The following is a 25,427-nucleotide window of genomic DNA, read 5'->3' on the forward strand; positions in this document are numbered from 1 at the left end:
CGTCATGATTACGTTTTTTGTGTCTATTGCCTTGCTTATCGCAGGGTATATTTTTTATGCTTCTTTTGTCGAAAAAGTCTTCGGGATCGATAATAATAAACAGACTCCCGCCTATGAAAATCCCGGCGATTCTGATTATGCGCCGCTCAGCTGGTGGAAAGGCAGCCTAATCCAGCTGTTAAATATTGCCGGACTCGGACCGATTTTCGGAGCACTTTTAGGTGCGCTGTATGGGCCTGTCGCTTTTATCTGGATCGTCATTGGCTGTATTTTCGCAGGAGCCGTCCACGACTATTTCTCAGGAATGCTCTCGCTTCGCCATAACGGAGCCCAGTACCCGACGCTTGTCGGTAAATATCTGGGGAAACCTATGCAGGTCGGTATTAACATAGTGAGTATCTGCTTAATGATTCTAGTCGCCGCCGCTTTTATTGCAGGACCTGCGCAGCTAATTGCTGAGCTGTCCCCGCTTTCATTTGGAGCCGCGATTGCAATTATATTCGTTTATTTCTTTTTCGCTTCGGTACTTCCGGTTAACCGTATTATCGGGAAAATTTATCCGATCCTCGGCGGTATTCTTATTTTTATGGCCGTATCTATTGCGGGGGCTCTTGTTTTTTCCGGGCAGCCGATTCCAAATTTAACGTTCTCCAATCTTCATCCGGAGAGCCTGCCGCTATGGCCGCTCCTTATGGTTACTATTTCCTGTGGTGCTATTTCCGGATTTCACAGCACCCAGAGCCCGATTATTGCCAGAACGATGAAAAAGGAGTCAGAAGGCAGAAAGATTTTCTTCGGTGCGATGATCGCTGAAGGCATTATTGCGCTGATCTGGGCTGCAGCCGGCATGACTTTTTTCGGCGGAACAGACGGATTAGGTACAGCTCTTGCCAACGGCGGACCGGCTGGTGCTGTTAATGATATTTCCATTTCTCTTCTTGGAGGGCTCGGTGGCATCCTCGCTATACTTGGTGTTATTATACTTCCTATTACAACAGGAGATACCGCGCTCCGCTCTTCACGAATGATGCTTGCTGAATTATTAAGCCGTTTTTTCCATACCAAAGGCAGAGTGGCGCTGATGCTGCTTACCATCCCGGTCGTAATTCCTACTATCTTTTTATCGTTGATTGATTACACGTTCTTATGGAGATATGTGGGATGGACCAACCAGCTCGTTGCGACGGTTATGCTCTGGACGGCATGTATGTATCTGCTCAAATCCGGCAAACTTCACTGGATATGCGGGATACCGGCTATGTTTATGACCGCGGTTGTCTGCACGTATATCTTTTACGCACCTGAAGGGCTAGCCATGCCTTACCAGCCTTCCATGCTGATCGGGGGCGGGCTGACGCTTCTCGTACTGGCCTGGTATATTAAACAAATTGTAGTGACTAGAAAAAGACTGGCTCAGGAAGATAAAATCGCCAGAGCTTCCTAAACGAAAGCTGTATATTACTAAAAAGGGGCTGTCCCAAAAGTCCATTAAGAGACGAAACCTTTACATCGTGCTTTGATAAAAAAAGAGAAACAAGGCCAGGCGGAAGCTTTCGGCAGGCCATGCCTCAGCTAAAGAGAAAAACACCTCTTTATCTTCACCGATGGCTGTTCTGCCAGAGTCTCCGCCTGGTCTTTGTTCCATTTAAGGTTTTCCTTCGTTTCAGCAAAGGTACCCACCATGATAATACAAGAAACCTCGTATTCCCTTTGAAAGGAATACGAGGTTTCTTGATGTCCCTTTTTTTCTAATGAAATGGAAAATCAAATCCACAAAATAGGTTTTGGGACAGCCCTTTGATTTATTCTTTTTCTATTCCTTGTATCATTGTTGATTCTACATGCGTTAAATGCTCCAGCATTTTCTCACGTGCGGCGGATGCGTCCCGGGTTTTTACCGCCTCATAGATATTTTCGTGCTCTTCATACAGCCGCTGTAATGTTTTCTTTTCTGAATACAGCCAGATTCTTCGTGTTTCAAACATCGTTTTTTGAAGCGTGTCAGAGAGCTGGTGCATCATATCCGCCATAATGCTGTTACCGGTGCCGGAGGCTAGAGCCATATGAAAGGCCATATCGGCGTTTTCTCCAAGGTTTTCCCCGCCGGAGGCCCGTTCCATAGCAGCAAGGGCTGCTTCCATCGCTTCGAGGTGCTCTTCTTTTCGATTCATGGAAGCCAGTTCAGCCGCCCCGACTTCAATGATCTTCCGAATTTCAAACAGCTCCATCATTTCTTTTTTCGAAATAATACGTTCTGCTTTCATTGAATCAACCACACCGGAAAAATCATATTTATTTACAAACGTGCCGTCTCCCTGTTTGATTGTTACAAGACCGACAGCCCGAAGTGCACTCAACGCCTCCCGGACGGCTGAACGGCTGACCTGAAACTGACTGGCAAGCTGTACAACTGAATCAAGCTTTTCGCCGGGCTGAACGTCGCCGCGTTTAATCATTTCTTCGATCTGCGCCCGTACGATTTCCGATATTTTTTTCGTTTCTATCTGCTTAAATGCCATCCGTCTTTACTCCCTTTTCTGTTGGTTACTCAAAAGTATATCACAGAAGAAATCCCGTTCTACATATCATCAACTAATATATAGCAGGCCCGGACGGGACCGTGAACGCCTACGACCAGATTCATTTCGATGTCGGCGCTGTTACTTGGTCCTGATATGAAGTTGATACAGGAAGGTATTCTTTCTCCCTTCTCCACGCGGCGGTGAATTTCTCCAGCAGCCTGGGTTATTCTCGGCACAATCGTACTGTACGGAATTATTGCGATGTAATATGTTGGCAGCAGGCTGACTGACTGGCCTCTGCCTCCTCCGTTCATCAAAACAACGGTACCGGATTCTGCCAGCGTATAATCTGCAAATGTAATGCCGGCCTCCGCCTGTTCCGTGATCCTAATATTATCCTCATCCGGTCCGCTTCCCCAGATTGTCATATTAGGCCGCTCCAGAAAGGATTCCAGACCGTATTCGGTGAACCTGGGGTCGTCCCAGGCTACCGCTTTATCCGCCCCATACTCTTTCATTACTTCCTCAAGAACGCTTTCCAGATCTGCTTTACTCGATTCTTTTACATCAGTATGAATAGCGAGACATTGTTCTTTTAATACATCGACCAGCTCTTTTGTTGTCGCACCGCGCAGAATATCATGCTGCGGACTGTGTTTATACTGAGGACGCTTTACCCCTTCTGAACGGCGTTCCCGCCCGAGCTTATCTGCAATGTTCTGCAGAAAAGCCTCCTGGTTTTGTACCGTGCCTTTTGCCATTATGACTCCTCCTTGCCGCGGTTTTGAAACCATTTACGAAAGCTTTCTTTTTCCGGAACGGGAAAATCCCTGACGTTCGTCCAGTCTTTTAACGGGCCCGGACCACTTTCTATTTTTCCGTTTTTAGTAAATGGCGACATCATTGCCGGGGCCGCCTGTTCAGCCATATGAAACAAAGCCGGAGAGCTTGCCAGCATGCCAAACCCTTTCATCGCAAATCGTTCAGAGAGCGTCGTCATTTTTTCCTGCTCGGTAATTACTTTTCGGTGTTCGATCAGCAGTTCATGAAGCGGAATTTTCACGGGACAGGCGTCTGTACAGGCAGCGCAGAGGCTTGAAGCATACGGCAGATCTTTATGATCGTCATACCCTTCCAGCAGCGGCGTCAGCACAGCGCCGATTGGTCCCGGATAGATAGAGCCGTAGGAATGCCCGCCGACATGGCGGTATACCGGACAGACGTTAATACAGGCCGCACAGCGGATGCAGTGCAGGGCAGATTGAAAGGCGGTGCCAAGTATGTTGGACCTTCCATTATCAACAATCACCAGATGGAATTCTTCCGGACCGTCCAGATCTCCTTCTTCTCTCGGACCACTCAGCCCTGTCACATAACTGGTCAGCTTTTGGCCGACCGCGCTGCGGCAGAGCATCGTGACAAGAACCTCAAGCTCCTCCCACGTCGGCACAATACGCTCCATTCCCATCACGGCAATGTGGGTTTTCGGAATGGTCGTAGAAAGCCGTGCATTTCCTTCATTAGTAACCAGCGCGACACTGCCTGATTCAGCTACGGCAAAATTACAGCCCGTGACGCCGATATCGGCGGTCAAAAACTCCTCACGGAGCTGTTCTCTCGCAAATTGGGCCAGCTCCTCCGGTTTAGACGTTTTTTCGTATCCTTTTAAATTGGCAAACGTTTCCCTTATCTGCTCTTTATTTTTGTGAAGGGCCGGCGTCACAATATGGGAGGGGGGATCATGATCGTCAAGCTGGAGAATATATTCACCTAGGTCAGACTCAATCACTTCACAGCCGACACTTTCAAATGCTTCGTTCATGCTGATTTCTTCGGTGACCATCGATTTTGCTTTGATGACTTTTTTAGCCTGCTTTTCCTGGGCAATTTTTTTCACATAGTCGTTGGCCTCTTCTCCTGTAGAAGCAAAAAAGACATGACCGCCGTTTTTGGTAACATTTTCACTAAGCTGTTCCAGATAAAAATCAAGATTTTCCAGCGTGTGGGCACGAATTTCTTCCGACAGCTCCCTCCACTCTTCCCAGTGTCCCAGCTGTTCTTCCGCTTTTGCCTTATTGGATTGAAAGCGGGCCTGGGCAGAGCTTACGGCATCGCGCATAAACGTGTTGTCGATTCCCTGCTTGACGCGGTTATCAAAAGACCGTTCGCCTATTTTCATCGGCATGATGCATCTCTCCTTTTCTATTCTCTGCTGTTAAGTACCTGGGCAATGTGCATAATTTTGACGGGTTTTCCGCCACGCTGCAGTCTTCCGCCGATATTCATTAAACAGCCGGAATCAGCGCCAATCAGTATTTCCGCTCCCGTTTCTTCTACGTGTTCTACTTTTTCCTCTACCATCTGCTCGGAAATGGCTCCCATTTTCACAGCAAACGTACCGCCGAATCCACAGCAGTCATTCTTATTGGGAAGTTCATGAAGCGTAAGCCCTTCTACATTGGAAAGCAGCCGGAAAGGCGCCTCGGTTTCCCGGAGAAGCCGCGACATGTGACAGGAGGAATGATAGGTGGCATTGGCATGCAGAACAGCTCCAGTGCTCTCCACCTTCAGCACCCGGACGAGAAACTGGGTGAATTCATACGTTTTCTCTCTGAGCTCCCGGGCTCTTTCCTTCCAGGCTGGATCGTCTTCGAGAAGATGCTCATATTCCCGGAACATCGCAGCACAGGAACCGGAAGGCGCTACTACATATTCTGCCGAATCAAATGTCTTGATCATATGTTTGGCGGCTTTCTTTGCCTCTTTGTGATAGCCACTGTTGTAAGCCGGCTGTCCGCAGCAGGTCTGGGCATCCGGAAACTCGACCTCACAGCCCTGCCTTTCCAGAATCTCCACTACGTCTTTTCCTACTCCCGGGTAAAACACATCGCCGAGACAAGTAATAAATAACGATACTTTCATGTCTTTCTCTCCCTCACTGCATATTTAGTGATAAGGTCATCTGATGACTATTAATGTAAGTGTTTACATCATACAAAATTTCGTTGCATGTTTCAACAATTATTCTTATTCTTCCATGATCCGCTCATCTGATCAATTTTACCTGTACTATTCAGCTCTGATGTTGGTATGATAGAAGATAATACCGTTCTTTCTATTTTTTAAATCAATATGTAACCGTTATCTTATATTAAGCAAAGCGACTATGAAGGAGGATTTATGATGCAGACTTCTCTACTTTATGGAAAACAGCATCTCGAGGTGAACGTTCCGGAGGATGCTTATATTATAGAACCGAATAATCTCCCGGCTTTAGAAGACCAGAATCAGGCTGTACGGGATGCCCTGCGCAATCCAATAGATACGCCTCCATTGCAATCCATGGCGAAAGCGTCTGATAAAGTAGCTATCGTTATCAGCGATATCACCCGGCCGACGCCAAATCACATTCTCGTTCCGCTTCTTATTGAGGAACTATCCCATATTCCCCATGAGCAGTTCGTTATTATCAACGGTACCGGTACCCACCGCGATCAGACGGAAGAAGAGCTTGTCGGCATGCTTGGTCAGTGGGTCGTTGATAACATCCGTATTATTAACAATCACTGCCACGAAAAAGACGAGCTCGTAAACCTGGGCCGCAGCACATTCGGCTGTGATATTTATTTAAACAAGGAATATGTAGAGGCGGACTTCCGTATTAACACCGGCTTTATTGAACCGCACTTTTTCGCCGGATTCTCCGGAGGCCCGAAAGGAATTATGCCGGGAATAGCCGGGATTGAAACGATTATGACTTTTCATAACGCCAGAATGATCGGCGATCCTAAATCGACCTGGGGCAACATGGAAGACAATCCGGTCCAGAACATGACCCGGGAAATCAACCGGGTCTGCCCTCCTGATTTCCTTCTTAACGTCACCCTCAATGGCGATAAGGATATTACCGGCGTATTTGCCGGGGAACTGTTTGCGGCTCACGAAAAAGGCTGTGCGTTTACAAAGGAACATGCAATGATTCAATGCGAAGAGCGGTTTGACGTCGTGATTACAACGAACTCCGGCTACCCGCTTGACCAGAATTTATACCAGGCGGTAAAAGGCATGAGCGCCGCCCATAAAATTGTAAAAGAAGGCGGAGCTATTATTGTGGCCGCCGAATGCTCAGACGGCATTCCCGATCACGGCAACTTTGCGGAAATTTTCAGCATGGCCGACACTCCGCAGGCACTGCTCGATATGATTAATGACCCGGAATTTAAAATGTTTGACCAGTGGCAGGTACAGAAGCAGGCGGTCATTCAAGTATGGGCGGACGTATACGTGCATTCCAAACTGAGCAATGAGCAGATTGAACAGACCATGCTGTATCCATGCAGCGACATTGAAAAAACACTGGAGGATTTAAAGCAGAAATACGGCCCGGACATGAGCGTGGCAGTGCTTCCGCTCGGACCTTTAACGATTCCGTATGTATAATTTTTTATGGTAACGAAAGGAGAGATTCATCTATGATTGAAAAAAAGCTGGAAAAGCTGGAATCCATTCTTCTGGAAATGAAAAGCGTCGTCGTGGCTTTTTCGGGCGGCATTGACAGCACGTTTCTGCTACACGTGGCCAACCGGACGCTCGGACACGAAAATGTACTTGCTGTTACTGCTGATTCGGAGACCTTTCCCGACCGGGAGCTGGCTGACACAAAAGAGCTGGCTGCCCATCTGGACGCCGCCCATGAGATTATTTCCACGTCGGAGCTGAACATTCCGGGCTACGTGGAGAATACAAGCAGCCGCTGCTACCTATGCCGCGATAACCTGTTTGAAAACCTGAAGCCGCTGCTTGAAACACGTCATTATAAAAATATTGTTTTTGGCCTGATCGCAGATGACATGGGCGAACACCGGCCCGGCATTATTGCCGCCAAAGAGCACGGCGTCCGCGGTCCGCTGCAGGAAGCTGATTTATATAAAAGTGAGATTCGTGAGCTCTCAAAGGACATGGGTCTTCCGAACTGGAACAAGCCTTCCTACGCCTGTCTTGCTTCACGAATTGCCTACGAGGAAACAATCACTATTGAAAAACTGAACCGGGTGGATGCGGCGGAACAGTACATCCGCGAACTCGGCATGGCTCAGGTCCGGGTGCGGTCTCATGATGAGATAGCCCGCATCGAAGTAGCACCTGAGGACATGCAAAAGCTCGCTTCCCTGCACAGCCGCATTTCCGAAAAGCTGGAGACGCTGGGATTCAAGTTCGTTACGATGGACCTCGCCGGTTACAAGAGCGGGAGCATGAATAAATCGCTGTCTTTATCCTCTCCTGTTTCCGTTGATTAAAGACAAAAAGGAGACTGCTTGATGACATTCGAAGATCTCGGCCATACAAAAGTCGATTACGACCGGGAAAGCCGGAATGGCTATCCGGAAATTATATATGGTGAAAGCAAAACGGCAGAACAGACAGCTGCTATTATAGAAAAACTGGTCCAAAAGCATGGCAGAGCCATGGCTACCAGAATGTCCCCCGAAAAAGCAGAAGAGGTTCTTGCTCTTCACCCCAACGGTGCATACAAGAAAAACTCCCGCCTGCTTATTTATGGAGAACCAGCTGTATTATATAACGGAAAAATTATCATTGTGTCGGCCGGCACGTCGGATCTGCCTGTTGCTGAAGAGGCGGAATGGACGGCAAAATGGCTCGGCTGTGAAACAGAAACCATTCACGATGTAGGCGTAGCCGGCATTGACCGGCTGCTTTCCTACAGGGATGTTCTCCAGGAAGCCTCGGTTGTTATTACTGTAGCCGGCATGGAAGGAGCGCTTCCAAGCGTCGTATGCGGTCTTGTGAAGCGTCCGGTTCTTGCAGTGCCGACATCGGTCGGCTACGGTGCCCATTTTGACGGGCTCACTCCGCTTCTCAGTATGCTGAGCTCGTGTTCTTCCGGAATGAGCGTCGTAAATATCGATAACGGATTCGGCGCCGCCTACCAGGCCGCTATGATTTTGAAACTGGCATCGGAAGGGGCTTCCTCATGAATACAATCTATCTGGACTGTGTGTCCGGCATTTCCGGGGACATGACGCTGTCCGCCCTTATTGACCTGGGAGCCGATATTTCCTATATACGCACCGAATTGGAGAAACTGCCGCTCGATCCCTTTACGATGGAAATCGTACCGGTGATCAAGCAGGGCATTTCTGCTTCCTATCTGCATCTGGAAATAGAAGAACCTCATCACCATCACCACGATCATGACCATCATCACCGGAAAGCAGCTGATATTCTGGAGATGATTGAACAGAGCGCACTTGCGGCGCGGGTAAAAGACAGAAGCCGGCTTGTATTTGAACATATTGCGGAAGCAGAAGGTCATATTCACGGAATACCTGCCGCTGATGTGCATTTTCATGAAGTCGGTGCCATGGACTCGATTATAGACGTTATCGGCGTCTGTCTTGCATTGGAAAGTCTTGATGCAGCACGAATTATTGCGTCCCCCGTGCCGACCGGCCAGGGGAAGGTCCGGATGGCGCACGGCCTGTATCCCATCCCGGCGCCTGCTACAGCTGAACTGCTGACAGGCATCCCGCTTGCCTCACTCGAAGCAGAGGGAGAACTAACGACGCCGACCGGAGCTGGATTTCTTAAAGCTCTAGCTGAGTCATTCGGAAGCCTGCCCGCCCTGCCTCTTCAAAAAATTGGATACGGTGCCGGCAAAAAAGATTTTGCCCACCCCAATGTGCTACGTGCTGTATTATTTGAAGAACAGGCTGTTTCAGATGAAACGGTCTATACCCTGGAATGCCAGGTTGATGATATATCCGGAGAAGCACTGGGCTCGACGATGGACCGTTTGTTTCAGTCCGGGGCTCTCGACGTCTATTACACCCCGGTCTATATGAAGAAAAACAGGCCGGGTACACTGCTTACTGTATTATGCAGGGAGTCAGACAAAGCTGTATTGGAAACTATACTTTTTAGAGAGACGACTACTTTTGGCGTAAGGAGCAGCCGGTGGGAACGCCGTATCCTTTCCCGCCGTTTTGAAACTCTGGAGACGCCTTACGGCCCTGTTTCCATTAAATTGGGCTTTGAAGGAGACATCCTGTATCAGATTTCCCCTGAATACGACGATGTTGAGAAAGCTTCGAGCCGCAGCGAAAAACCATTTGTTGATGTTTATGCGGAAATTAAAAATCTCGCGCAGCAGACTTTTTCTCCATAAAGCAGCAGCTCCTCTTTTTATGAGGGGCTGCTTTTTCTTTTGAGATAAAAGACGTATACTTTGGAGGGAAAACACATAGAAAGCCGGGGATATTCATGAATAAACGATTCGGGCCGCCAAGTGTTCTACTGGCCATAGCCGCGGGTGCCATGCTCGGAACCCTTCTGCGCTATTCCATTAATGTCGCTGCATTCGATTCTATTTTCCCTTTCGGTACGCTTGTGGAAAATTGGAGCGGAAGTGCGCTTCTCGGGGCTCTGACTGGATTTTTTGCTATTTTTACCGTCAGAGAATGGATCAGCGCCGGTCTGGGTGTCGGACTGTGCGGCGGCTATACTACTTTTTCGACCCTCGTATCAGACACTGTCCTACTGGGGTCTGCCCTCTCCCCACTCTACATAGCAGCCTACATTCTACCTACTATTGTTGGCGGAATTGCCTTCGCCTGGGCTGGGTTTGCAGGCGCCCAGCGTCTTGGTAGAAAACTCCGATCTTCTGAGAGGGGCGGCCGCCGCTTATGATCATTTTATTAATGATCGGGGGAGCAGCCGGGGCAGTCTGCCGCTATCTTCTTGGAAAGTTTATAGACTACACGTTCGCTGATCCTCCTTTTCCAATAGCTATGCTTACGGTTAATATTCTTGGTTCTGCGGGTCTTGGTTTGTTTTTGGCTTTATTTTACGGCTATGTGCCGGGGGATGCCTACGAGGATCCTTTATTTCTTACGGCAGCCGTTGGCTTTTTTGGAGCCTTTACCACATTCTCCACCTTCAGTATGGAGTCATTCCGCCTGATTGAACGAAAAGCATACAAACCTCTGATTCTTTATGTAACGTTAAGCGTTGTTGGCAGCTTTGCAGCGTTTCTGCTGTTTTACCTGCCGTTTTTGTAAAAAGAACTCCTTCTAAAAAAGACCTCTTTTCGAAGAGGTCTTTAATGTTACTTTAAAGAAAAAAAGACACAGTAATTGTAGAAGTTATTCTATTGCGGATAAAAAAATGCAGAAACGTACCATATAAGAAATCATCCCTCATTGTGAATCTATTTTTTCCGCTGATATGATTAAAAACATCGGTCTGCGGAATTCATCCTTCATTTGCGGCATATGTTGCAGCATCTCATCAGAAGGAACCGGCTCTTTGACTGACTTTATACAAAACCCTGCACCAATTAGGCTGTTAATGTACGTCGAAAGCGTTCGATGATATTTAATTACATTTTCTGTAAGAAATGTTGTTTGACGCGGTCCTTCCTCTTGATAATGATCTACAGGCCAGTGCAGGATATTTCCCTGCTTATCGTAATACCAATCTTGTTTATTTTGAGAAGTAAAGACAGGATGTTCTACTGAAAAAAGAAAAGTACCCCCATTTTTCAGCCAACCGTGGACTTTTTGGCACATCCTTTCAAATGGCTCAATGTAGTGAAAAGCTAATGAACTTATAACTACTTCAAACTGGGCACTATCGAATTCTACATCTTCTATTGGCATCTTTATAAATGAAATGGCGGGATCATTCGTGCTGTCACGAGCTTTTTTAAGCATATTTTCGGAAATGTCTACACCTATTACCGAATCAGCCTGCTGTTCTCCTGCATAGCGGCAATGCCATCCAAAACCGCATCCCAAATCGAGAACATTTTTATTACGTAACGCTGGCATTAATGCTTTCAAAACGTGCCATTCACCGGCAGCTTCCAGACCTTTAACAGATCTCGGCATTTTTTGATAAGCAGTGAAGAAATTGGTATCATCATACTTATTTTCTTTCATACTATTGTTACACCTCCATTAACAGAAACGTTAAAAATAATCGAAACTACGTATTTTAATTTAAGAAATAATCCTACCATTTTTACACACTGCAGATGGTTTACTGTGTTCTGTAAAAAGGCTGAATAGGTTATTTTCTTTGTAAAGCAGAAATTCTGCAGGGCCATTTTCCTGTATTCCATAATGCTGTATGTTCATAGCCTTTGCTCCGTTGTAGGTAAGCATCTCTACTAAGTCGATAAGCTCCGGCTCTGTTGTAAACTGGGCTAAGTGAGCCATCATGTACCCTGCCTGAAGCATATTTCCGTTACCAAATGGATAAAAGGGCGTTTTGATATCATCGTGCGCAACACATACATTCACCCCTTGATCTCTTAATGCTTTAACTCTGGTAATTCCTCTGGCCGCATGCCTGCTGTCCAGTGATTTTCCAATAGTCGTACTGTTGATTAAAGGGCAGCTGATAACGTGAATGCCGGCCTGCTTAATTTTTTGTATTGTTTCAGCTGCTTTCGTTTCTTCATAGTAGCTCAAGGCATTAACGTGGCTTATAGTAATGGATGGATTGTGATATTCTCCTTTTACAGCAGCTTCAGCAATTTTGCTTGAAGACATGGAATCCGGATTCTCTGTTTCATCGCAGAAAATATGAATTCCTTTTTTATACTGTTGGGCCAGCCTGAAACATTCCTGAACAGCGGCGTCTTCCTGTTCTTCGGATTCTTCTAAATGTGGTACGGCACTAACTTGATCTGCGCCCATCTGTAGAGCTTTTTCAAGCAGCTCCCTTTTCCATGGTTCTTTCATTCCAAGCTGAGGAAATGCTGTTATTTCTATAGCTAATGTATTTTTGTATTTTTCTTTTACAGCAATTGCACAGGAAAGAGCCTTCAAACCAGACTCTGAGACGTCAATCATCCATCGGGTATATAAAATCCCCTGGCCGATAAATGTAGAAATTAAATCTTCCATTTGAGCTGTAAGTTCTTTTTTAATCAATTGGGACTTAGCGCTGTCCCATATAGCAATACCTTCCTCAATCGTGCCGGACTTGTTTTCTCCGACTCGTTCACCTGCCTTGTACGTGTCGGCATGATGGTGCATTTCTACAAAAGGCGGCAGCACTATGCCGCCTCCCCTTCCACTGTTTTTGATGCCCGAGCTGAAGAGGATACAAACTGAAGGCGGTTATTTTTCACTCCTAAATGAAATAATACGGGACTGCTGTGCGTCCGGACATTTTTAATTAATAAATCAAGCATATATATTTCCTTTCTTCCATACACTGACCGTTTCCTGTCTTTCACTGACCCAGCGGCTGTTTCTGTACACCTTTCTTCCCCCGGGCTGTACAGATAATAATTCTACTTCTCCCTTTCCTTCTATTAAAACAAAATCAGCTTTTTCTCCTTCTTGAATATGATTGGTTTGACCGAATATTTCAGCCGGCTTCGTCGTTATCATTTGAAAGAGCCGGCTGATGTCTTTTTGGCTGGTTAAATGATTTGCATACGCAGCTACCAAAGCTGTCAGCAGCATATCGCCATCTCCAAATGGATGAAACGGATCGTTGACATTATCTGATCCTACCGCTATTACAGCTTCTTTTTCCAGAAAGGATGTAACTCTTGTTGTTCCTCTGCGGACATTTTTTTTATCGTCTCTTCCCTGCAGACAGAGGTTTGCTGCTGGAAGCGTAACTGCGTATATTTGTTCTTGAATCATTTCATCTATAATAGAAAAAGCAGCTTCCTCTTCCATTGCTGACAGCGAACAAAGGTGTCCGGCAGTTGTTTTCTTTTGATAATTATATTTTTTAACCTGCTTTATTATATGACAAATAGATCTTACCTCTGGATCATCCTGCTCATCCGCGTGAAGGGTCGATGAGAAGATCCCGGGAAGAGGCAAACGCAAAGAGATCGTCTATTTCTTCATTGCAGGATTCCGACAAATGAGGTGCGCCGCCGATTCATCAATATTGTTGGAAAGCAGCACGTCCTGCAGCTCGATATTCTTAGTCAACGGTTGAGACATATTTCCAAGCATCGCTATGATCTGCAGATCAAGAATACCTCTGTACTCTTCTTTTATTTTCGAGGCTGCCTGCAGTGCAATATTTCCTGCTTTATCTTCGCCTGCATTAATATGTGTTCTCATTCTGCCGGTGCCGTACGAAACAGCCCGGTCCATTAACCGCCGCATACGCTCCATCATAGCTTCTTCCGTAAATGCCGGAAGCGCAGATTGATAATTTGTGATAGCTTCCCTTAACGTACCTGAGTAATTGGGAACCTGTTCGTACGTAAAAGCTTTATCCAGGTGGGTATGTATATCCGTAAATGTAGGAAGGATGGTCCATCCACGTCCATCTACAGCTTTTTTGTTATCTCCCTCCCAATTCTGCGTAAAGATTAATGCCTCATTTGAAACAGCCGGTATGATAGTATCATACCGGCCGTTCTTAATTACAATATGAGCCTCGTCCAGATCCAGGCCTGGAACACAAACATTTTTTATTAAAAAATTATTCATTATGCGCTTCCTCCAGAAATTCCATATTAAAGGCTTCTTCAATATCTTCATCACTGTCAGTAAGTTCAAGGTGATTCATATTATCCTGAAGGCTTTGCCAGTTGTCTGCTTCCATATATCCAAATCCATTTTCTTCGGCATCTCCCCCATAGACAATCTCATCCATCGCTTCTTTGCTGTATTCCATTTTTTCCTCTGTTAAATCAGGATTCTGCTCCTGCAGATAATTGTTGGTCTCATCCGGATTGTCCCTGTAATACTCCCATCCTGCTACAGTGGCATTCATAAATGCCTGCACTTTTTCCGGGTTGTCTTCGATCATCTCCTCCGTTGTGAATATTACGTTTCCATATGATTCAAATCCGGAGTCACTCACTTTTAAGTAATCAATGTCCACATCCTGCTCGTCTAAAGAGTATGGTTCCGATGTCATATACCCTTGTGTTACTGCATTTTCATTATCTACAAATTCGGCAAGAGAACCTGTATAAGCCCGTTCCTCTACTTCTTCTAATTCATATTCTTCTTTAATATATTCCCAGTATCCAACAGCTGTTGCTGTGAATACGGTTTTCCCTTCCAAATCCTCAAAGCTGTCCACCTGGCCTTCATGTGAAATCAATACATAAGGACTTTCCTGAAAAATAGCTCCTATCGCTACAAGAGGAATTCCTTCGTCTCTGGCAATCACTAAATCTTCGCCGCTCGTATAACCAAAGTCGGCGTCACCGGAAGCTACAATCTGGGTGGCCGAAATCTCCGGTCCTCCCGGCTCGATTTCCATTTCCAATCCCTCTTCTTCATACATGCCTTCCACCAATGCTGCGTAGTTTCCACCGTGCTCGGGCTGAGCAAACCAGTTTGTTACAAGCTTTGCTTCTTCAAGCTCTGAAGAATCCGCCTCTGCTCCTGAATTCTCTTCTTCTGATCCACATGCAGCCAATACGGACAGACTTGTTAATCCCACAGCGTACATCATCCACTTTTTCTGTCTGCTCTTTTTCATTATGAGTATCCCCCGTTTTTTTTTAATCTTTATTGTTTAATTCTGATTCATGCCACGAACCAAGTACCCATTTAGAAAACATATTAATTAATAAGAAAAATACAATACCCAGCAGGGAGGCTGCTATTCCGCATGCAAATAAGTAGGCGGTTTCCATTCTTGCAGCGGACACTGTGATAGCATAGCCTATTCCCCCGCTTCCTCCGCCGATGCCCGCGATATACTCACCAACTATGGCTCCAATAACAGCTAATGTGCAGGAGATCTTCAGCCCTGCAGTAATATAGGGAAGGGCATAAGGAACACGAACTCTCCACATCACTTTCATCTTTGAAGCTTTGTAAAGCTTCATTAAATTGAGCATATCCTTATCTGTGGCATTCAATCCGATGAGTGTATTGGAAAGCATCGGGAAAAACCCAATGAGAAAAATGATAATGACAATAGAATTCATACCGGACCCAAACCAAATAACAATAATTGGTGCAATCGCCACTACTGGAATGGTCTGTAGAATGACCGCATAGGGATAAAGGCTTTTTTCCACCCATTTGGAGCTCGCCATCAGTATAGCTGCGGCCACGCCTCCAATCACGCTGAGCGTAAAGCCAATGACTGCTTCTAGAATAGTGACAGAAACGGCGGTTGTCAGGTTGGCTGCATTCTCTACTGCAGCCGTAACGATAGCGGTAGGCGTCGGCAGAAGATAGTGGGGAATCTGCAGCAGTCTTACAAGAAGCTCCCACCCCCCAACAAATATAATAAAAGCTGCTAAAGGCGGTAAGACTGAAATCAATTTACTTTTTCCCTTACTCATACTTTTCGCCTTCGGCTGTCCGCTTGTTCGTATAGAAGTGGTTTCCACATTACTATTATGCAGGGCATGCTCCTTTCTATTTTGATTAAATAACCTCTCTGGTTTTCGGTATTTTTCCAGGGTTGAGCAGGTCATAAGGATCATAGGCTTTCTTTTTCTTTTTAATTTCATCCATCCTCATGTTTGTAACCTCCAAACCCGAGCAGGTACGTATGAGGATCATTAATTTGAATACCGTGTTTTCTCAAAAATCATAATATCGTAAATACGTTCTTTGGACCGGAATTGAAGGACAGGAAGTGCAGCCGGAGTTATTTCTTCATCAATTTTTATAAATTCAAAATGGAGCTGTACTTCATCTCCATACTCCTCTTTTATCGTATCGATTTGGCTGTGGAGATTATTCTTGTCAAATCTCGCCTGTAAATACGTCATATTCTCCCCGTTTTTATGTGCCCAAAGCGTGGAATGATTCCATGTGAAATCAGAAAGCTTCAAGCCTTTTTGGTACTTTTCTGAGGGAATGAACAAAGACATATTTCCCTTTTGACTTTCCACTATCTTTTCCATAGTTTTTTTCATAATGGTTGATTCTATAATTACAATCGAGCTGCCTTGGTCAATATAGCTTATAAGAGGCTTGTAATGCTGCGGCAGTGGCCACTCGCAGGTAGACAGCAGCCGTAAAGGTACATTTTCCCGTTCAGTTAAGTACTGGCAGCAGTCCACGGCTTCTTGAAATGTGGGAAAGGTAAGCAGATATTGATTCCATTCCATTTTATCTTCGACAGGAAGCTCGGCTTCCAGTAGAATTCCCGTAGTTCCATATGTGTGGATAAATAAAAGAATTTCTTCTCCGCGTATATGAAGAATTTTCGGCTCTTCTTCAATAGTCATCATCTTGACGTACATAACATTGTTATCCCACAGGTTCCCCCATCGAATAGATCCAATTCCTCCCGATCCGCCGCATAAAAAACCGCTTACTGTTGACTTCATAAAAGTACTGGGGAAAATGCGGAGTTCCTTCTCTTTTTTTCTCAGCTCTTTCTCAAGAGTACCCAGCTTTTCCCTGCTTGAACGGTTACAGATGCAGAGGTTCTTTAACAGTCTGATTCATCTGGGTAATGTCGATAATAATTCCGCCGCTTAACGGAATAGACTGACCGTAGTTTCCTGTACCTGAGCCCCTGACCGTTAATGGTATTTTTTCTTTTACGGCAAATGCTACAACCGTTCTTACCTCTTCTTCATTTTTCGGAAAAACCGCACATTCAGCTTTCATGCCGTTTAATTCCTTGTATAAAATTGGAGAATACCAATAGGCATCTTTGGATAAGCGTTCTACCGTATCGTTATCACTAGTTATTTCCGTTTGATCCGCTATAGTGTTTTTTAACCTTTCCACCCACATACACTTTCCCACCTCAGTTTTTTAATTTTTCAGATATCTCAGCCACTAAATTACTGAATTCCGGGGCCGTACGAACATCCGAATTTCTCGGATAAGAAAGAGGAATATCAATCACATCATCTACTTTTCCTGGAGATGCAGTCATGACAGCTACTCTGTTGGATAAATACACCGATTCAAAAACGTTGTGGGTAATAAAAAGCACCGTCATTTTCTGCGTATTCCAAATGCGCAGCAGCTCTTCCTGAAGATTTTGTCTTGTGATCTCGTCAAGCGCTCCAAAAGGTTCATCCATTAAAAGTAATTTGGGTTTAGATACTAAAGCTCTTGCAATCGATACTCTCATTTTCATACCACCCGATAATTCTCTTGGCATGGCACGCTCGTATCCTTTCAGCCCTACTAATTCCAACGTTTCCTGAACCATTTTGTTTTGTTCTTCTTTTTTTATGGATTGAAAGGTCAAAGGCATCCGCACGTTCTTTTCAATATTCAGCCATGGAAGCAGCGTAGCGTCTTGAAAAACATATGCCAGATCCCGTGAATCGCGGTCGCTGGAGTCTATTTCTTTATTGAAGAGATGTATATGCCCTTCCGTAATAGTAGTCAATCCTGCGACCATTTTAAAAATTGTCGATTTCCCACAGCCTGATGGTCCCACAAAAGAAACAAAATCCCCCTCTTTTATAGTCAGGTCAACGTTTTGAACTGCCGTATGCCCGTTGTCGTAAACCTTACTGACATTTTTCATTGAGATCGTTTCAGCCGTATGCTTTTCTTGGTCTGTCTTTTGGATATCTGCCTGCATGGCGAATATAACCTCCTTAAGGTTTTGTTAACTGTTCTATTTCAAAATCTGCCATTTCCAACATTGCGCCGGCCAGTTCTTCACTGACAGCTTTATTGATTTTATCTCCTTTTTCCTTTGTCGCTTTTGTAGCATCTCCAGCAATGCCGGTTTTAGAAATGTCATCCATTTTCCATGCAAAATACCGATTGCCTTTCAAATTCAATGAAGTCTTTTTTTTAGGATCATGCAGAAACTCTTTATCTGCCTTATTCATGTCCACCCAGTTCTCTTTAAAACGAAGAACCATTGAAGTTTCCACGTCGCCTCCATGAATACCGTAGGAAGCTTCCTGCTCTGTAATCCATTCCTTCGTTTGTTCCGAATGCGGGTTTAATCGAAATACCATTAATCCGGTTTCTACTCTAATGTCTCTTGCCATCATATTTAGTAAATCATTATTCCCGCCATGCGTATTTAATATAAGAAGTCTTCTAAATCCACTGACTGCCGCGCTTTTACCAATATCCATCACGATACTCTGAAGAGTTGCTGCAGATAAAGAGAAAGTTCCGGGATGACTGCTGTGTTCCGTGCTCTTTCCATATGGAATAGAGGGCAGAAGCCAAATATTATCTTCTGTACTAAACTTTTCAAATGTCTGCATTAACAAACCTTCGCCAATCAACGTATCCGTAAATACAGGAAGATGCTTCCCATGCTGTTCTACCGCCCCAATATGCAGGACAAGCAAGGCTTTATCTTTTGGTATGTTATTCACTTCCTGTGTACTTAATCTAGGTAAAAAAAATGTTTCAAAGGCTTTTTGAGAGTATCTGGCATCTAACATACTTACTCCTTTCCGCTCCGCTTAAGATATAGTCACATTATAAGGTCAATTTTCTTAAATAACATTAGCGATGCTGTACAAATAATTATTCTCAAATCATAGATACATACAAAAAAAGAGCATTCTATGTCAGATTATTTGCAAAATTAACACTAATTTTATATAACTTACGTTTTCTGCTCATATAAAATAACCCCCACCATTCATTGGCGAGGGTTTATGCTTTGCGGCTTATTATCGCTTTGCTTCTAAATCTTCTTCGAGGCTGTGCGTTGTCTCCTCTGCCGACAATTCTTTCACAGCGAGAACAAACATGGCGTGCGACCAGGTAAGAGGCATAACCCATGCAGGTTCTGCCGTATGCTTATCTATCTGTTCCGGCAGCAGACCGAGATGGTTTGCATGTCCAATGGTCCACTGGAACAGTTCGTGGGCCTCAGCTGGTTTGCCGCTTCGTTTTTTGTAAATGGCAAGCCACAGCGTCGTAATAATCCATGGATTCCCGCCAATATATACATCACCTGGAAAGCGCTCAATACCGCCTATGTGAGCTGACGTACATTCCGCTTCAATCAGATCTGCGGTTTTCTGCATCCGTCTGTCACCGGCATCAAATACGTTAAACGGGTAATTCAACCCGAGCAGGCAGATATCTGTTACATCGTCTTCCCACAAATAGTATATAGGTGTGCCTTTTTGATTGTATTCAATGAATCCTTCTTTGCCTTCTGCTACTGCTTCTTCATATACGCTCGGGCTTACCGCTAGTTTAAGAGCACGCAGAAATGAACCTTTCTTCTCGCTCCACACTCTGGTTTCAAGCGCTGTTTTAATGTTAACCGCCACTTTTTCCCAGGTTTCTGCAAGATGAAACTCCCCTTCTTCTGCAGCCAGCTTCGAAGCACCCATCATTCCTCCATAGACCGCGGCTGCTGAATAGCTGTGCTCTCCATCGCGCTTCTCCCATAGATCTTTAGAAGGCTTTGGCAGATTTGTTTCTTTATCAATGAAATCTTTCAGGAAAAAGGCACCCTTTTTTACTGTCGGCCACATAATTTCCTTAAAATACTTGTCTCCGGTCTGAACATAGTGGTCGTGAATGCCCCAGAGGATCGAGCCTGTTTCGTCTATCTGCACCCCCCAGTTCGGCGCCACCTGCCCATCTGTATAATAGCGCTGTTCCCAGTGTCCGGCGTCCATCTGCCAGCTCGCAATTGTACGGTAATACTCATTCACAAGCTCCGGGTAGCCCGCTGCGTCCACCGCTGCTGCGATAAAGGCTGCATCCCGTCCCCAGCTGTAGGCATAGCCTCCGGAAAAGTCATAATTTTCGTCGCCTTCCGGCCCGGCAATAAAGGTACCGCTCTTTTTGTCTTTCAGCAGATGGAAAGTAAGTATCGACCGGTCATAAATTTCCTGAGTGCGTTCCCCGCCGTAGGAATACCGTTCCGCTTTTTCAAGAACCTTATACCAGTACTCCGCAGTAATTTCTTCAAGGTCCTCTTCTTCCCGCCTGCAGTACCAGATTGAATCGGTAACTTCCCGCTTATTCGTGCCGCATGCTAAATAAATGGAAACCGCATGCTCCTCCTGCGGTTCGATCGTATCAAAATCAAAAAACAGGCTCGATTCCGGATGATTAAACACGCTTCTTCCGTCAAACGGATCAGGAAGCGCCTGCAGATTTAGATTGCCTATGAAGTAATTTGTAATCGGATTAGGGCTGGCAAGAGCCATCCAGTCGCTCCGATTGTATTGATACAGGCAATCGGTATTCTCATCAAAATCAGAGGTCTGAAAATGATGACGCCCCCCTACGGAGCTGTCTGAGTTATACAGCAGCTGCACTTTCCGCGCATAGTCCGCCGTGTTCCTCACTTTAAAGCGCCGGATCCATACATCCCTGTCCGCCAGAACAAAATCTTTTTGTTCTACGACCCAGTTTTCATATTGGTGAACCGTTATAAGAACATTCGTATTTTTCCGATAATACTGCGTATGTTTCCAGCTTTTCCCGTGAAAGAAAAGGGTTTTTTCCGTTTCATAATCATAAAACCCTGCGGACTGCGCGTTGATCTGATCCGTATAGTCGATCTGCGGCCAATAGAGCCGATGAGCCTCGCCATCCTTTGTTAAAGAAATCAGCATATTTCCATTTCCAATGATTGCGTCGGTGACGTATGGTTTTTTTCTCATCGCTTCCCTCTTTCTTAGCTTGAACTTGTTATTAATTATACCTTATAGGAAGTCATAAAAAATGAAAAGAGCCTTTTTGGCACTTCTCGGTTTATTTTCCCTCTTTTACGGCTACTATCTTTAAATAAGGGGGAGATAGCTTTGGGTTTCGACTACAAGAAAGACTTTGACAATATTGATTTCCGTAAACACCCGGAAAAGTACGAAGTTGGACGCGGTGAGCAGGGATTATTAATGGTGGAGCTTACAAAGGGGAAATTCTCCCGCACTGGCGCTTTAAAACGCCGGAGATTGCCAGGGAATCCTCCGAAAAAATTTACGGGATGTTTCTGGAATATAAAAAACAGGAAGATTTTGTCGGAATGGATATGGCCCGCAAATACCTGCAGATGGGCTACACCCGCGCCAGGCGCTACGCCAATTATAAAGGCGGAAAAAAGTACGACAAAGACGGAAATATTAACGAAAGGCAGATTAATGAGGAAAAGGCGGAATCTGCAGCAATTTTTGAAGAAAAGTGGATAAAAGCAAGAGAAGATAAAACGTATCTCGCCTGGAAAAAGGAACATAAAGAGAAGTACGGATAATAGAAAACCCTGCCTTTCCACCCTCTAAATATGGTAACCTGTAAGGGCGGAAAATAGATATCAAGAGCGGAGAGGAAAGGTAAGACCTATGGAGAGAAAACTAATATTTTTTGATATTGACGGCACCCTGCTGGACCATAAAAAGCAAATTCCAGCCTCTACAAAACATGCTATTTTTGAGCTTCATAAAGCAGGCCATGAGGTGGCAATCAGCACCGGCCGGGCGCCTTATTTATTTCAGGACATTCAGCAGGAGCTTAACATTGATTCATTTGTCTGCTTTAACGGCCAGTATGTGCAAAGAAGAGGAGAAGCCATCCTCAAAAATCCGATTGACCTGAAAGCTATTGAAGAAATTAACGGCTTCAGCGAAAAACGGGATCATCCTCTTATTTATATGAGCTACGAGGGTATGCGTGCCAACGTTCCCCACCATAAAGATATCGAAAAGAGCATCGCTACGTTAAAAGCGGCGCATCCGGATCATGACAGCGATTACTATAAGCATCATAACATCTATCAAATGCTTATATTCTGCGGAAAACAGGAGGAAAATGAATACCATAAGTATTTTGACAACCTGAACTTTATCCGCTGGCATGAGCTCTCAATGGATATTCTTCCTCCCGGCGGCTCCAAGGCAAAAGGCATTGAGCGGTATATGTCTGAGACAGGGACAAAACCTGAAAATGTGTATGCATTCGGTGACTATTTAAATGATATTGAAATGCTTAAATTTGTTGAAAACAGCGTAGCGATGGGAAATGCACCCGATATTGTAAAAGAGTCGGCTAAGTACGTTACGTCAGGCGTAGATGAAGATGGCGTTTATAACGGACTTAAATATTACGGACTCGTCAAATAAATCAAGCACAGCCCTGGCTCTTTTATAAAGAGTGCAGGGCTTTCGTCTGCTCTGCTATTCTCCGGGCCGCTTCCTGCAGCTGTTCTTCCGACTCAAGAAGGCTGATCCGAATGTAGCCTTCCCCTTTACTTCCAAATCCGCTGCCGGGTGCCGTAACGATGCGGGCCTTCTCAAGCAGCACCTCCGCGTATGCAGCCGACGTCCATCCTTTCGGCACTGCAAGCCATACAAAGAAAGTGCCTGCGGAAGGTAATGCTTTAATGCCGCCCTTTTCCAGCTCTTCCAGAAACACATTACGGCGATTTTCATATATTACGGCCTGCTCGTATACCTCTGTCTGGTCCGATGTAAGAGCAAAAGCTGCCGCTTCCTGAACAGCTCCAAATATACTCACGTACATATGATCCTGCAGAAGGTTCAGGCTTTCGATAACAGACGCGTTTCCTGCCGCCACAGCTACTCTCCATCCAGCCATATTATAGGTTTTGGAAAGTGTATACAGCTCTACTCCTGTTTCCTTCGCTCCAGGCGTCTGCAGAAAGCTGGGCGGTTTGACGCCGTCAAACCCGAGTGCTCCATAGGCAAAATCGTGAATCACACATACGTGATGCTTTTCCGCGTATTTCACAGTGTCTTCAAAAAACGTCCGGTCAGCGCCGGCGGCCGTAGGGTTGTTCGGATAATTTAAAAATAAAGCCTTTGCTTTCTTCCACGTCTCTTCCGAAATGGCAGTATAATCCGGAAGAAAACCATTTTTCTCCAGCAGCGGCATAAACGCACTTTCTGCTTTTGCCAGCGCAATACCGGATAAATAATCCGGGTAGCCCGGATCAGGAAGCAAGGCTGTATCGCCTTCATTTAATAAACATTGGCTTAATTCCACCAGCCCCGCTTTGGAACCGAATAAAACGGCAATTTCTGTTTCCGGATCGAGATCCACATCGTATTCTTTTTTATAAAAGGCAGCCGCTGCCTGTTTTAAAGAGGCATAACCCCGGAAGGGTGAATATTTATGATTTACCGGATCTGCGGCCGCCTCCTGCATTTTTTCAACGATCGGTGCCGGTGCAGCACGATCCGGATTTCCCTGCCCGAGATTAATAAGCGTTACGCCTTCCTTCTGCAGCTTCTGTACTTTTCTCGTTAAGGAGGCAAAAAACTGCTCCGGGAGACGGTTTAAAAGATGGGACGGTTCAAACACAGCCATATGTATGCTCCTTTTTATTCAATATTGAATAATTATTTATTGTTGAATAACCATCGTCAGATTATCTTTCATCGTTCCGCATTCTGTATACTCTGCCTATTATACTGGTAAACATACGGCAGGAGAATATGCAGCCTGCTTTTTTGCCTGATTCAGCTGTTATTAATACTTGGCACGAATTTTGCAAATATTCTAATTACACATTCATAAGGAGGCTGAAACACCATGAAATCCATTTATATTAACGAAAGCTGGCAGGAAGGCAACGGCCCGGTCCGTTCGATCGTTAATCCCGCTTCAGAAGACGCCATTGCCTCTATTAAAGATGCGGACGCATTGCAGGTCGATAAGGCAGCATCTGCTGCGCTGGAATGTTTTGAGCATTCTTCCTGGCGGTTTGACGCTTCAGCGAGAAAGCAGGTACTCCTGCAGGCCGCTTCGATTCTTTTGAAACGAAAAGACGAAGCTGCCGCTCTGGAAACCCGCAATACCGGAAAGCCGATCCGGGAAGCAGAGCTTGATATTGAGGACACAGCCGCATGCCTGCAGTATTATGCCGGCCTGCTTCCCGACTTTCTTACGGAAACAAGAGAAATGGAAGATGGAACCACAAGTCTTGTAACTAAAGAAGCGATAGGCGCCTGCGGGTTAATTATACCGTGGAATTTTCCGCTTCTTCTTGGTATCTGGAAAGTTGCTCCTGCACTCGCTGCCGGAAATACGATCGTATACAAACCATCTGAACTCACTCCGCTTACTGCTGTTCTGCTCGTTGAAATATTAGAGGAAGCCGGGCTGCCTGCTGGTGTTTTTCAGCTGGTGACCGGAGACGGTACGGTTGGAAAAGCAATAGTTGATCACCCTGCGCTCACAAAGATTTCTTTTACAGGCAGCGTTTCTACAGGCAGAAGCATTTACGCTTCCTGCGCCGAATCGATGAAAAGAGTTTCTTTGGAGCTGGGCGGTAAATCGCCGCTGCTTGTATTCGATGATGTCTCTGTAGAAAAAGCGGTGTCATGGGCCGTCTTTGCCGCCTTTTTTAATCAAGGTGAAGTATGCGTGGCGGCGCCCCGTTTTCTCGTACAGGAAACGATACTGGACTCTTTTCAGGAAAAACTCGTTGAACAGCTGCTGCAGCTGAAAGCGGGTGACCCTCTGCTTCCTGACACTGAACTTGGTCCTGTGATAAGCCGCCGTCATTATGAGCAGGTATCCACAGCTGTAGCACAGGCCGAAGACGCAGGCGCGCAGCGTTTATGCGGCGGCCGGAAACTAGACGGACCCGGTTTCTATCTTGATCCTGTCATATTAACCGGCGTTACTCAATCAATGGACATTGTTCAGGAAGAAATTTTCGGGCCGGTGGCTACTATTCAGTCCTTTGCTGATCCCGAGGAAGCAGTGGCACTTGCCAATGGCACTCCATACGGACTGGCGGCCGGAATATTGACAGAAAATAAACAGCTCGCTGATTGGGTTCAGGCACGCCTCCAGGCCGGAATTATCTGGATTAACAGTTATCATACTCCCTATGTAAATGCCCCATGGGGCGGCGTAAAAGCAAGCGGAATCGGACGCGAACTCGGTCCGGAAGGTCTTACTTCTTATACGGAATACAAACATACGAATTATTCAAGCAGCCTGTCTTCACCGGGCTGGTACCATTTTGAAAAATAAATGC

General features: G+C 45.5%; 26 protein-coding genes and 1 pseudogene. 10 read left to right on the forward strand and 17 right to left on the reverse strand.

The window, feature by feature from the left end; all coding sequences use genetic code 11:
* Nucleotides 1–4 precede the first annotated feature (4 nt).
* The gene (locus MMY81_RS08690) at nucleotides 5–1,444 is read left to right on the forward strand and encodes a carbon starvation CstA family protein (protein ID WP_252312724.1); all 1,440 of its coding nucleotides are present in this window, start codon (nucleotides 5–7) and stop codon (nucleotides 1,442–1,444) included.
* Nucleotides 1,445–1,504: 60 nt separating this feature from the next.
* Here the strand turns inward: MMY81_RS08690 and MMY81_RS08695 are convergent, their stop codons facing one another.
* The 5 genes from MMY81_RS08695 to MMY81_RS08715 all read right to left on the reverse strand — a co-directional run bounded on the left by MMY81_RS08695 (nucleotide 1,505) and on the right by MMY81_RS08715 (nucleotide 5,444).
* Nucleotides 1,505–1,645: a hypothetical protein gene (locus MMY81_RS08695; RefSeq protein WP_252312530.1), complete on the reverse strand. Its 141-nt coding sequence runs from the start codon at nucleotides 1,643–1,645 to the stop codon at nucleotides 1,505–1,507.
* 157 nt (nucleotides 1,646–1,802) lie between these two features.
* Nucleotides 1,803–2,519: a FadR/GntR family transcriptional regulator gene (locus MMY81_RS08700; protein ID WP_252312531.1), complete on the reverse strand. Its 717-nt coding sequence runs from the start codon at nucleotides 2,517–2,519 to the stop codon at nucleotides 1,803–1,805.
* 59 nt (nucleotides 2,520–2,578) lie between these two features.
* Nucleotides 2,579–3,283 (reverse strand): LutC/YkgG family protein, encoded by a 705-nt coding sequence (locus MMY81_RS08705; protein WP_252312532.1) that lies wholly within the window; start codon nucleotides 3,281–3,283, stop codon nucleotides 2,579–2,581.
* Nucleotides 3,283–4,707 carry a LutB/LldF family L-lactate oxidation iron-sulfur protein gene (locus MMY81_RS08710; RefSeq protein WP_252312533.1) on the reverse strand — a complete coding sequence of 475 codons (1,425 nt, stop codon included), beginning with the start codon at nucleotides 4,705–4,707 and terminating at the stop codon, nucleotides 3,283–3,285. The genes MMY81_RS08705 and MMY81_RS08710 overlap by 1 nt, the downstream gene beginning before the upstream one ends.
* 17 nt (nucleotides 4,708–4,724) lie before the next feature.
* Entirely contained in the window at nucleotides 4,725–5,444 is a 720-nt protein-coding gene (locus tag MMY81_RS08715; RefSeq protein WP_120191576.1) for a (Fe-S)-binding protein, read from the reverse strand.
* Between the two features lie 261 nt (nucleotides 5,445–5,705).
* Here MMY81_RS08715 and larA point away from each other — a divergent pair, with 261 nt between their 5' ends.
* The 6 genes from larA to crcB all read left to right on the forward strand — a co-directional run bounded on the left by larA (nucleotide 5,706) and on the right by crcB (nucleotide 10,600).
* A complete protein-coding gene (larA, locus tag MMY81_RS08720) occupies nucleotides 5,706–6,962 on the forward strand; it encodes a nickel-dependent lactate racemase (RefSeq protein ID WP_252312534.1) in 1,257 nt (418 codons plus the stop codon).
* 32 nt (nucleotides 6,963–6,994) lie between these two features.
* Complete coding sequence (gene larE, locus MMY81_RS08725) at nucleotides 6,995–7,819, forward strand: ATP-dependent sacrificial sulfur transferase LarE (protein ID WP_252312535.1); 825 nt, start codon at nucleotides 6,995–6,997, stop codon at nucleotides 7,817–7,819.
* A gap of 21 nt (nucleotides 7,820–7,840) precedes the next feature.
* On the forward strand, nucleotides 7,841–8,518 hold the full coding sequence (larB, locus tag MMY81_RS08730) for a nickel pincer cofactor biosynthesis protein LarB (RefSeq protein ID WP_252312536.1): 678 nt from the start codon (nucleotides 7,841–7,843) through the stop codon (nucleotides 8,516–8,518).
* Nucleotides 8,515–9,708 carry a nickel pincer cofactor biosynthesis protein LarC gene (larC, locus tag MMY81_RS08735; protein ID WP_252312537.1) on the forward strand — a complete coding sequence of 398 codons (1,194 nt, stop codon included), beginning with the start codon at nucleotides 8,515–8,517 and terminating at the stop codon, nucleotides 9,706–9,708. Before larB ends, larC begins: the two co-directional genes overlap by 4 nt.
* Before the next feature lie 95 nt (nucleotides 9,709–9,803).
* Nucleotides 9,804–10,229 carry a fluoride efflux transporter FluC gene (locus MMY81_RS08740; RefSeq protein ID WP_252312538.1) on the forward strand — a complete coding sequence of 142 codons (426 nt, stop codon included), beginning with the start codon at nucleotides 9,804–9,806 and terminating at the stop codon, nucleotides 10,227–10,229.
* Nucleotides 10,226–10,600, forward strand: coding sequence for a fluoride efflux transporter CrcB (crcB, locus tag MMY81_RS08745; protein WP_252312539.1), 375 nt, complete (start codon nucleotides 10,226–10,228; stop codon nucleotides 10,598–10,600). The genes MMY81_RS08740 and crcB overlap by 4 nt, the downstream gene beginning before the upstream one ends.
* A gap of 138 nt (nucleotides 10,601–10,738) precedes the next feature.
* On the opposite strand, the gene MMY81_RS08750 is transcribed toward crcB, so the two are convergent.
* From MMY81_RS08750 to MMY81_RS08800, 11 genes are all read right to left on the reverse strand, one after another.
* Nucleotides 10,739–11,482, reverse strand: coding sequence for a class I SAM-dependent methyltransferase (locus tag MMY81_RS08750; protein WP_252312540.1), 744 nt, complete (start codon nucleotides 11,480–11,482; stop codon nucleotides 10,739–10,741).
* A 60-nt stretch (nucleotides 11,483–11,542) separates the two neighbouring features.
* Nucleotides 11,543–12,607: an amidohydrolase family protein gene (locus MMY81_RS08755; RefSeq protein ID WP_252312541.1), complete on the reverse strand. Its 1,065-nt coding sequence runs from the start codon at nucleotides 12,605–12,607 to the stop codon at nucleotides 11,543–11,545.
* A gap of 129 nt (nucleotides 12,608–12,736) precedes the next feature.
* Nucleotides 12,737–13,399, reverse strand: coding sequence for an amidohydrolase family protein (locus tag MMY81_RS08760; protein ID WP_308215280.1), 663 nt, complete (start codon nucleotides 13,397–13,399; stop codon nucleotides 12,737–12,739).
* A gap of 9 nt (nucleotides 13,400–13,408) precedes the next feature.
* Nucleotides 13,409–14,017: an amidohydrolase family protein gene (locus tag MMY81_RS08765; RefSeq protein ID WP_252312542.1), complete on the reverse strand. Its 609-nt coding sequence runs from the start codon at nucleotides 14,015–14,017 to the stop codon at nucleotides 13,409–13,411.
* A complete protein-coding gene (locus tag MMY81_RS08770) occupies nucleotides 14,010–15,023 on the reverse strand; it encodes an ABC transporter substrate-binding protein (protein WP_252312543.1) in 1,014 nt (337 codons plus the stop codon). The genes MMY81_RS08765 and MMY81_RS08770 overlap by 8 nt, the downstream gene beginning before the upstream one ends.
* Nucleotides 15,024–15,045: 22 nt before the next feature.
* Nucleotides 15,046–15,840 carry an ABC transporter permease gene (locus MMY81_RS08775; RefSeq protein WP_252312544.1) on the reverse strand — a complete coding sequence of 265 codons (795 nt, stop codon included), beginning with the start codon at nucleotides 15,838–15,840 and terminating at the stop codon, nucleotides 15,046–15,048.
* Nucleotides 15,841–16,062: 222 nt separating this feature from the next.
* Complete coding sequence (locus MMY81_RS08780; protein ID WP_252312545.1) at nucleotides 16,063–16,839, reverse strand: hypothetical protein; 777 nt, start codon at nucleotides 16,837–16,839, stop codon at nucleotides 16,063–16,065.
* A gap of 85 nt (nucleotides 16,840–16,924) precedes the next feature.
* Nucleotides 16,925–17,254, reverse strand: a complete 330-nt coding sequence (locus MMY81_RS08785) for an FAD-binding oxidoreductase (RefSeq protein ID WP_252312546.1) — start codon at nucleotides 17,252–17,254, stop codon at nucleotides 16,925–16,927.
* 13 nt (nucleotides 17,255–17,267) lie between these two features.
* On the reverse strand, nucleotides 17,268–18,062 hold the full coding sequence (locus MMY81_RS08790; RefSeq protein WP_252312547.1) for an ABC transporter ATP-binding protein: 795 nt from the start codon (nucleotides 18,060–18,062) through the stop codon (nucleotides 17,268–17,270).
* A 16-nt stretch (nucleotides 18,063–18,078) separates the two neighbouring features.
* A complete protein-coding gene (locus MMY81_RS08795; RefSeq protein ID WP_252312548.1) occupies nucleotides 18,079–18,891 on the reverse strand; it encodes a creatininase family protein in 813 nt (270 codons plus the stop codon).
* Nucleotides 18,892–19,125: 234 nt separating this feature from the next.
* Nucleotides 19,126–21,087: a glycoside hydrolase family 15 protein gene (locus tag MMY81_RS08800; RefSeq protein ID WP_252312549.1), complete on the reverse strand. Its 1,962-nt coding sequence runs from the start codon at nucleotides 21,085–21,087 to the stop codon at nucleotides 19,126–19,128.
* Nucleotides 21,088–21,228: 141 nt separating this feature from the next.
* On the opposite strand from MMY81_RS08800, the pseudogene MMY81_RS08805 reads away from it, so the two are divergent.
* A pseudogene (locus MMY81_RS08805) lies at nucleotides 21,229–21,674 on the forward strand (DUF4385 domain-containing protein).
* Nucleotides 21,675–21,762: 88 nt separating this feature from the next.
* Nucleotides 21,763–22,539, forward strand: a complete 777-nt coding sequence (locus MMY81_RS08810) for a Cof-type HAD-IIB family hydrolase (RefSeq protein WP_252312550.1) — start codon at nucleotides 21,763–21,765, stop codon at nucleotides 22,537–22,539.
* Nucleotides 22,540–22,561: 22 nt separating this feature from the next.
* On the opposite strand, the gene MMY81_RS08815 is transcribed toward MMY81_RS08810, so the two are convergent.
* Nucleotides 22,562–23,746 carry a pyridoxal phosphate-dependent aminotransferase gene (locus tag MMY81_RS08815; protein WP_252312551.1) on the reverse strand — a complete coding sequence of 395 codons (1,185 nt, stop codon included), beginning with the start codon at nucleotides 23,744–23,746 and terminating at the stop codon, nucleotides 22,562–22,564.
* 225 nt (nucleotides 23,747–23,971) lie between these two features.
* On the opposite strand from MMY81_RS08815, the gene MMY81_RS08820 reads away from it, so the two are divergent.
* A complete protein-coding gene (locus MMY81_RS08820) occupies nucleotides 23,972–25,423 on the forward strand; it encodes an aldehyde dehydrogenase family protein (protein ID WP_252312552.1) in 1,452 nt (483 codons plus the stop codon).
* Nucleotides 25,424–25,427: the final 4 nt, after the last annotated feature.

It is taken from the genome of Sinobaca sp. H24, from assembly GCF_023845525.1.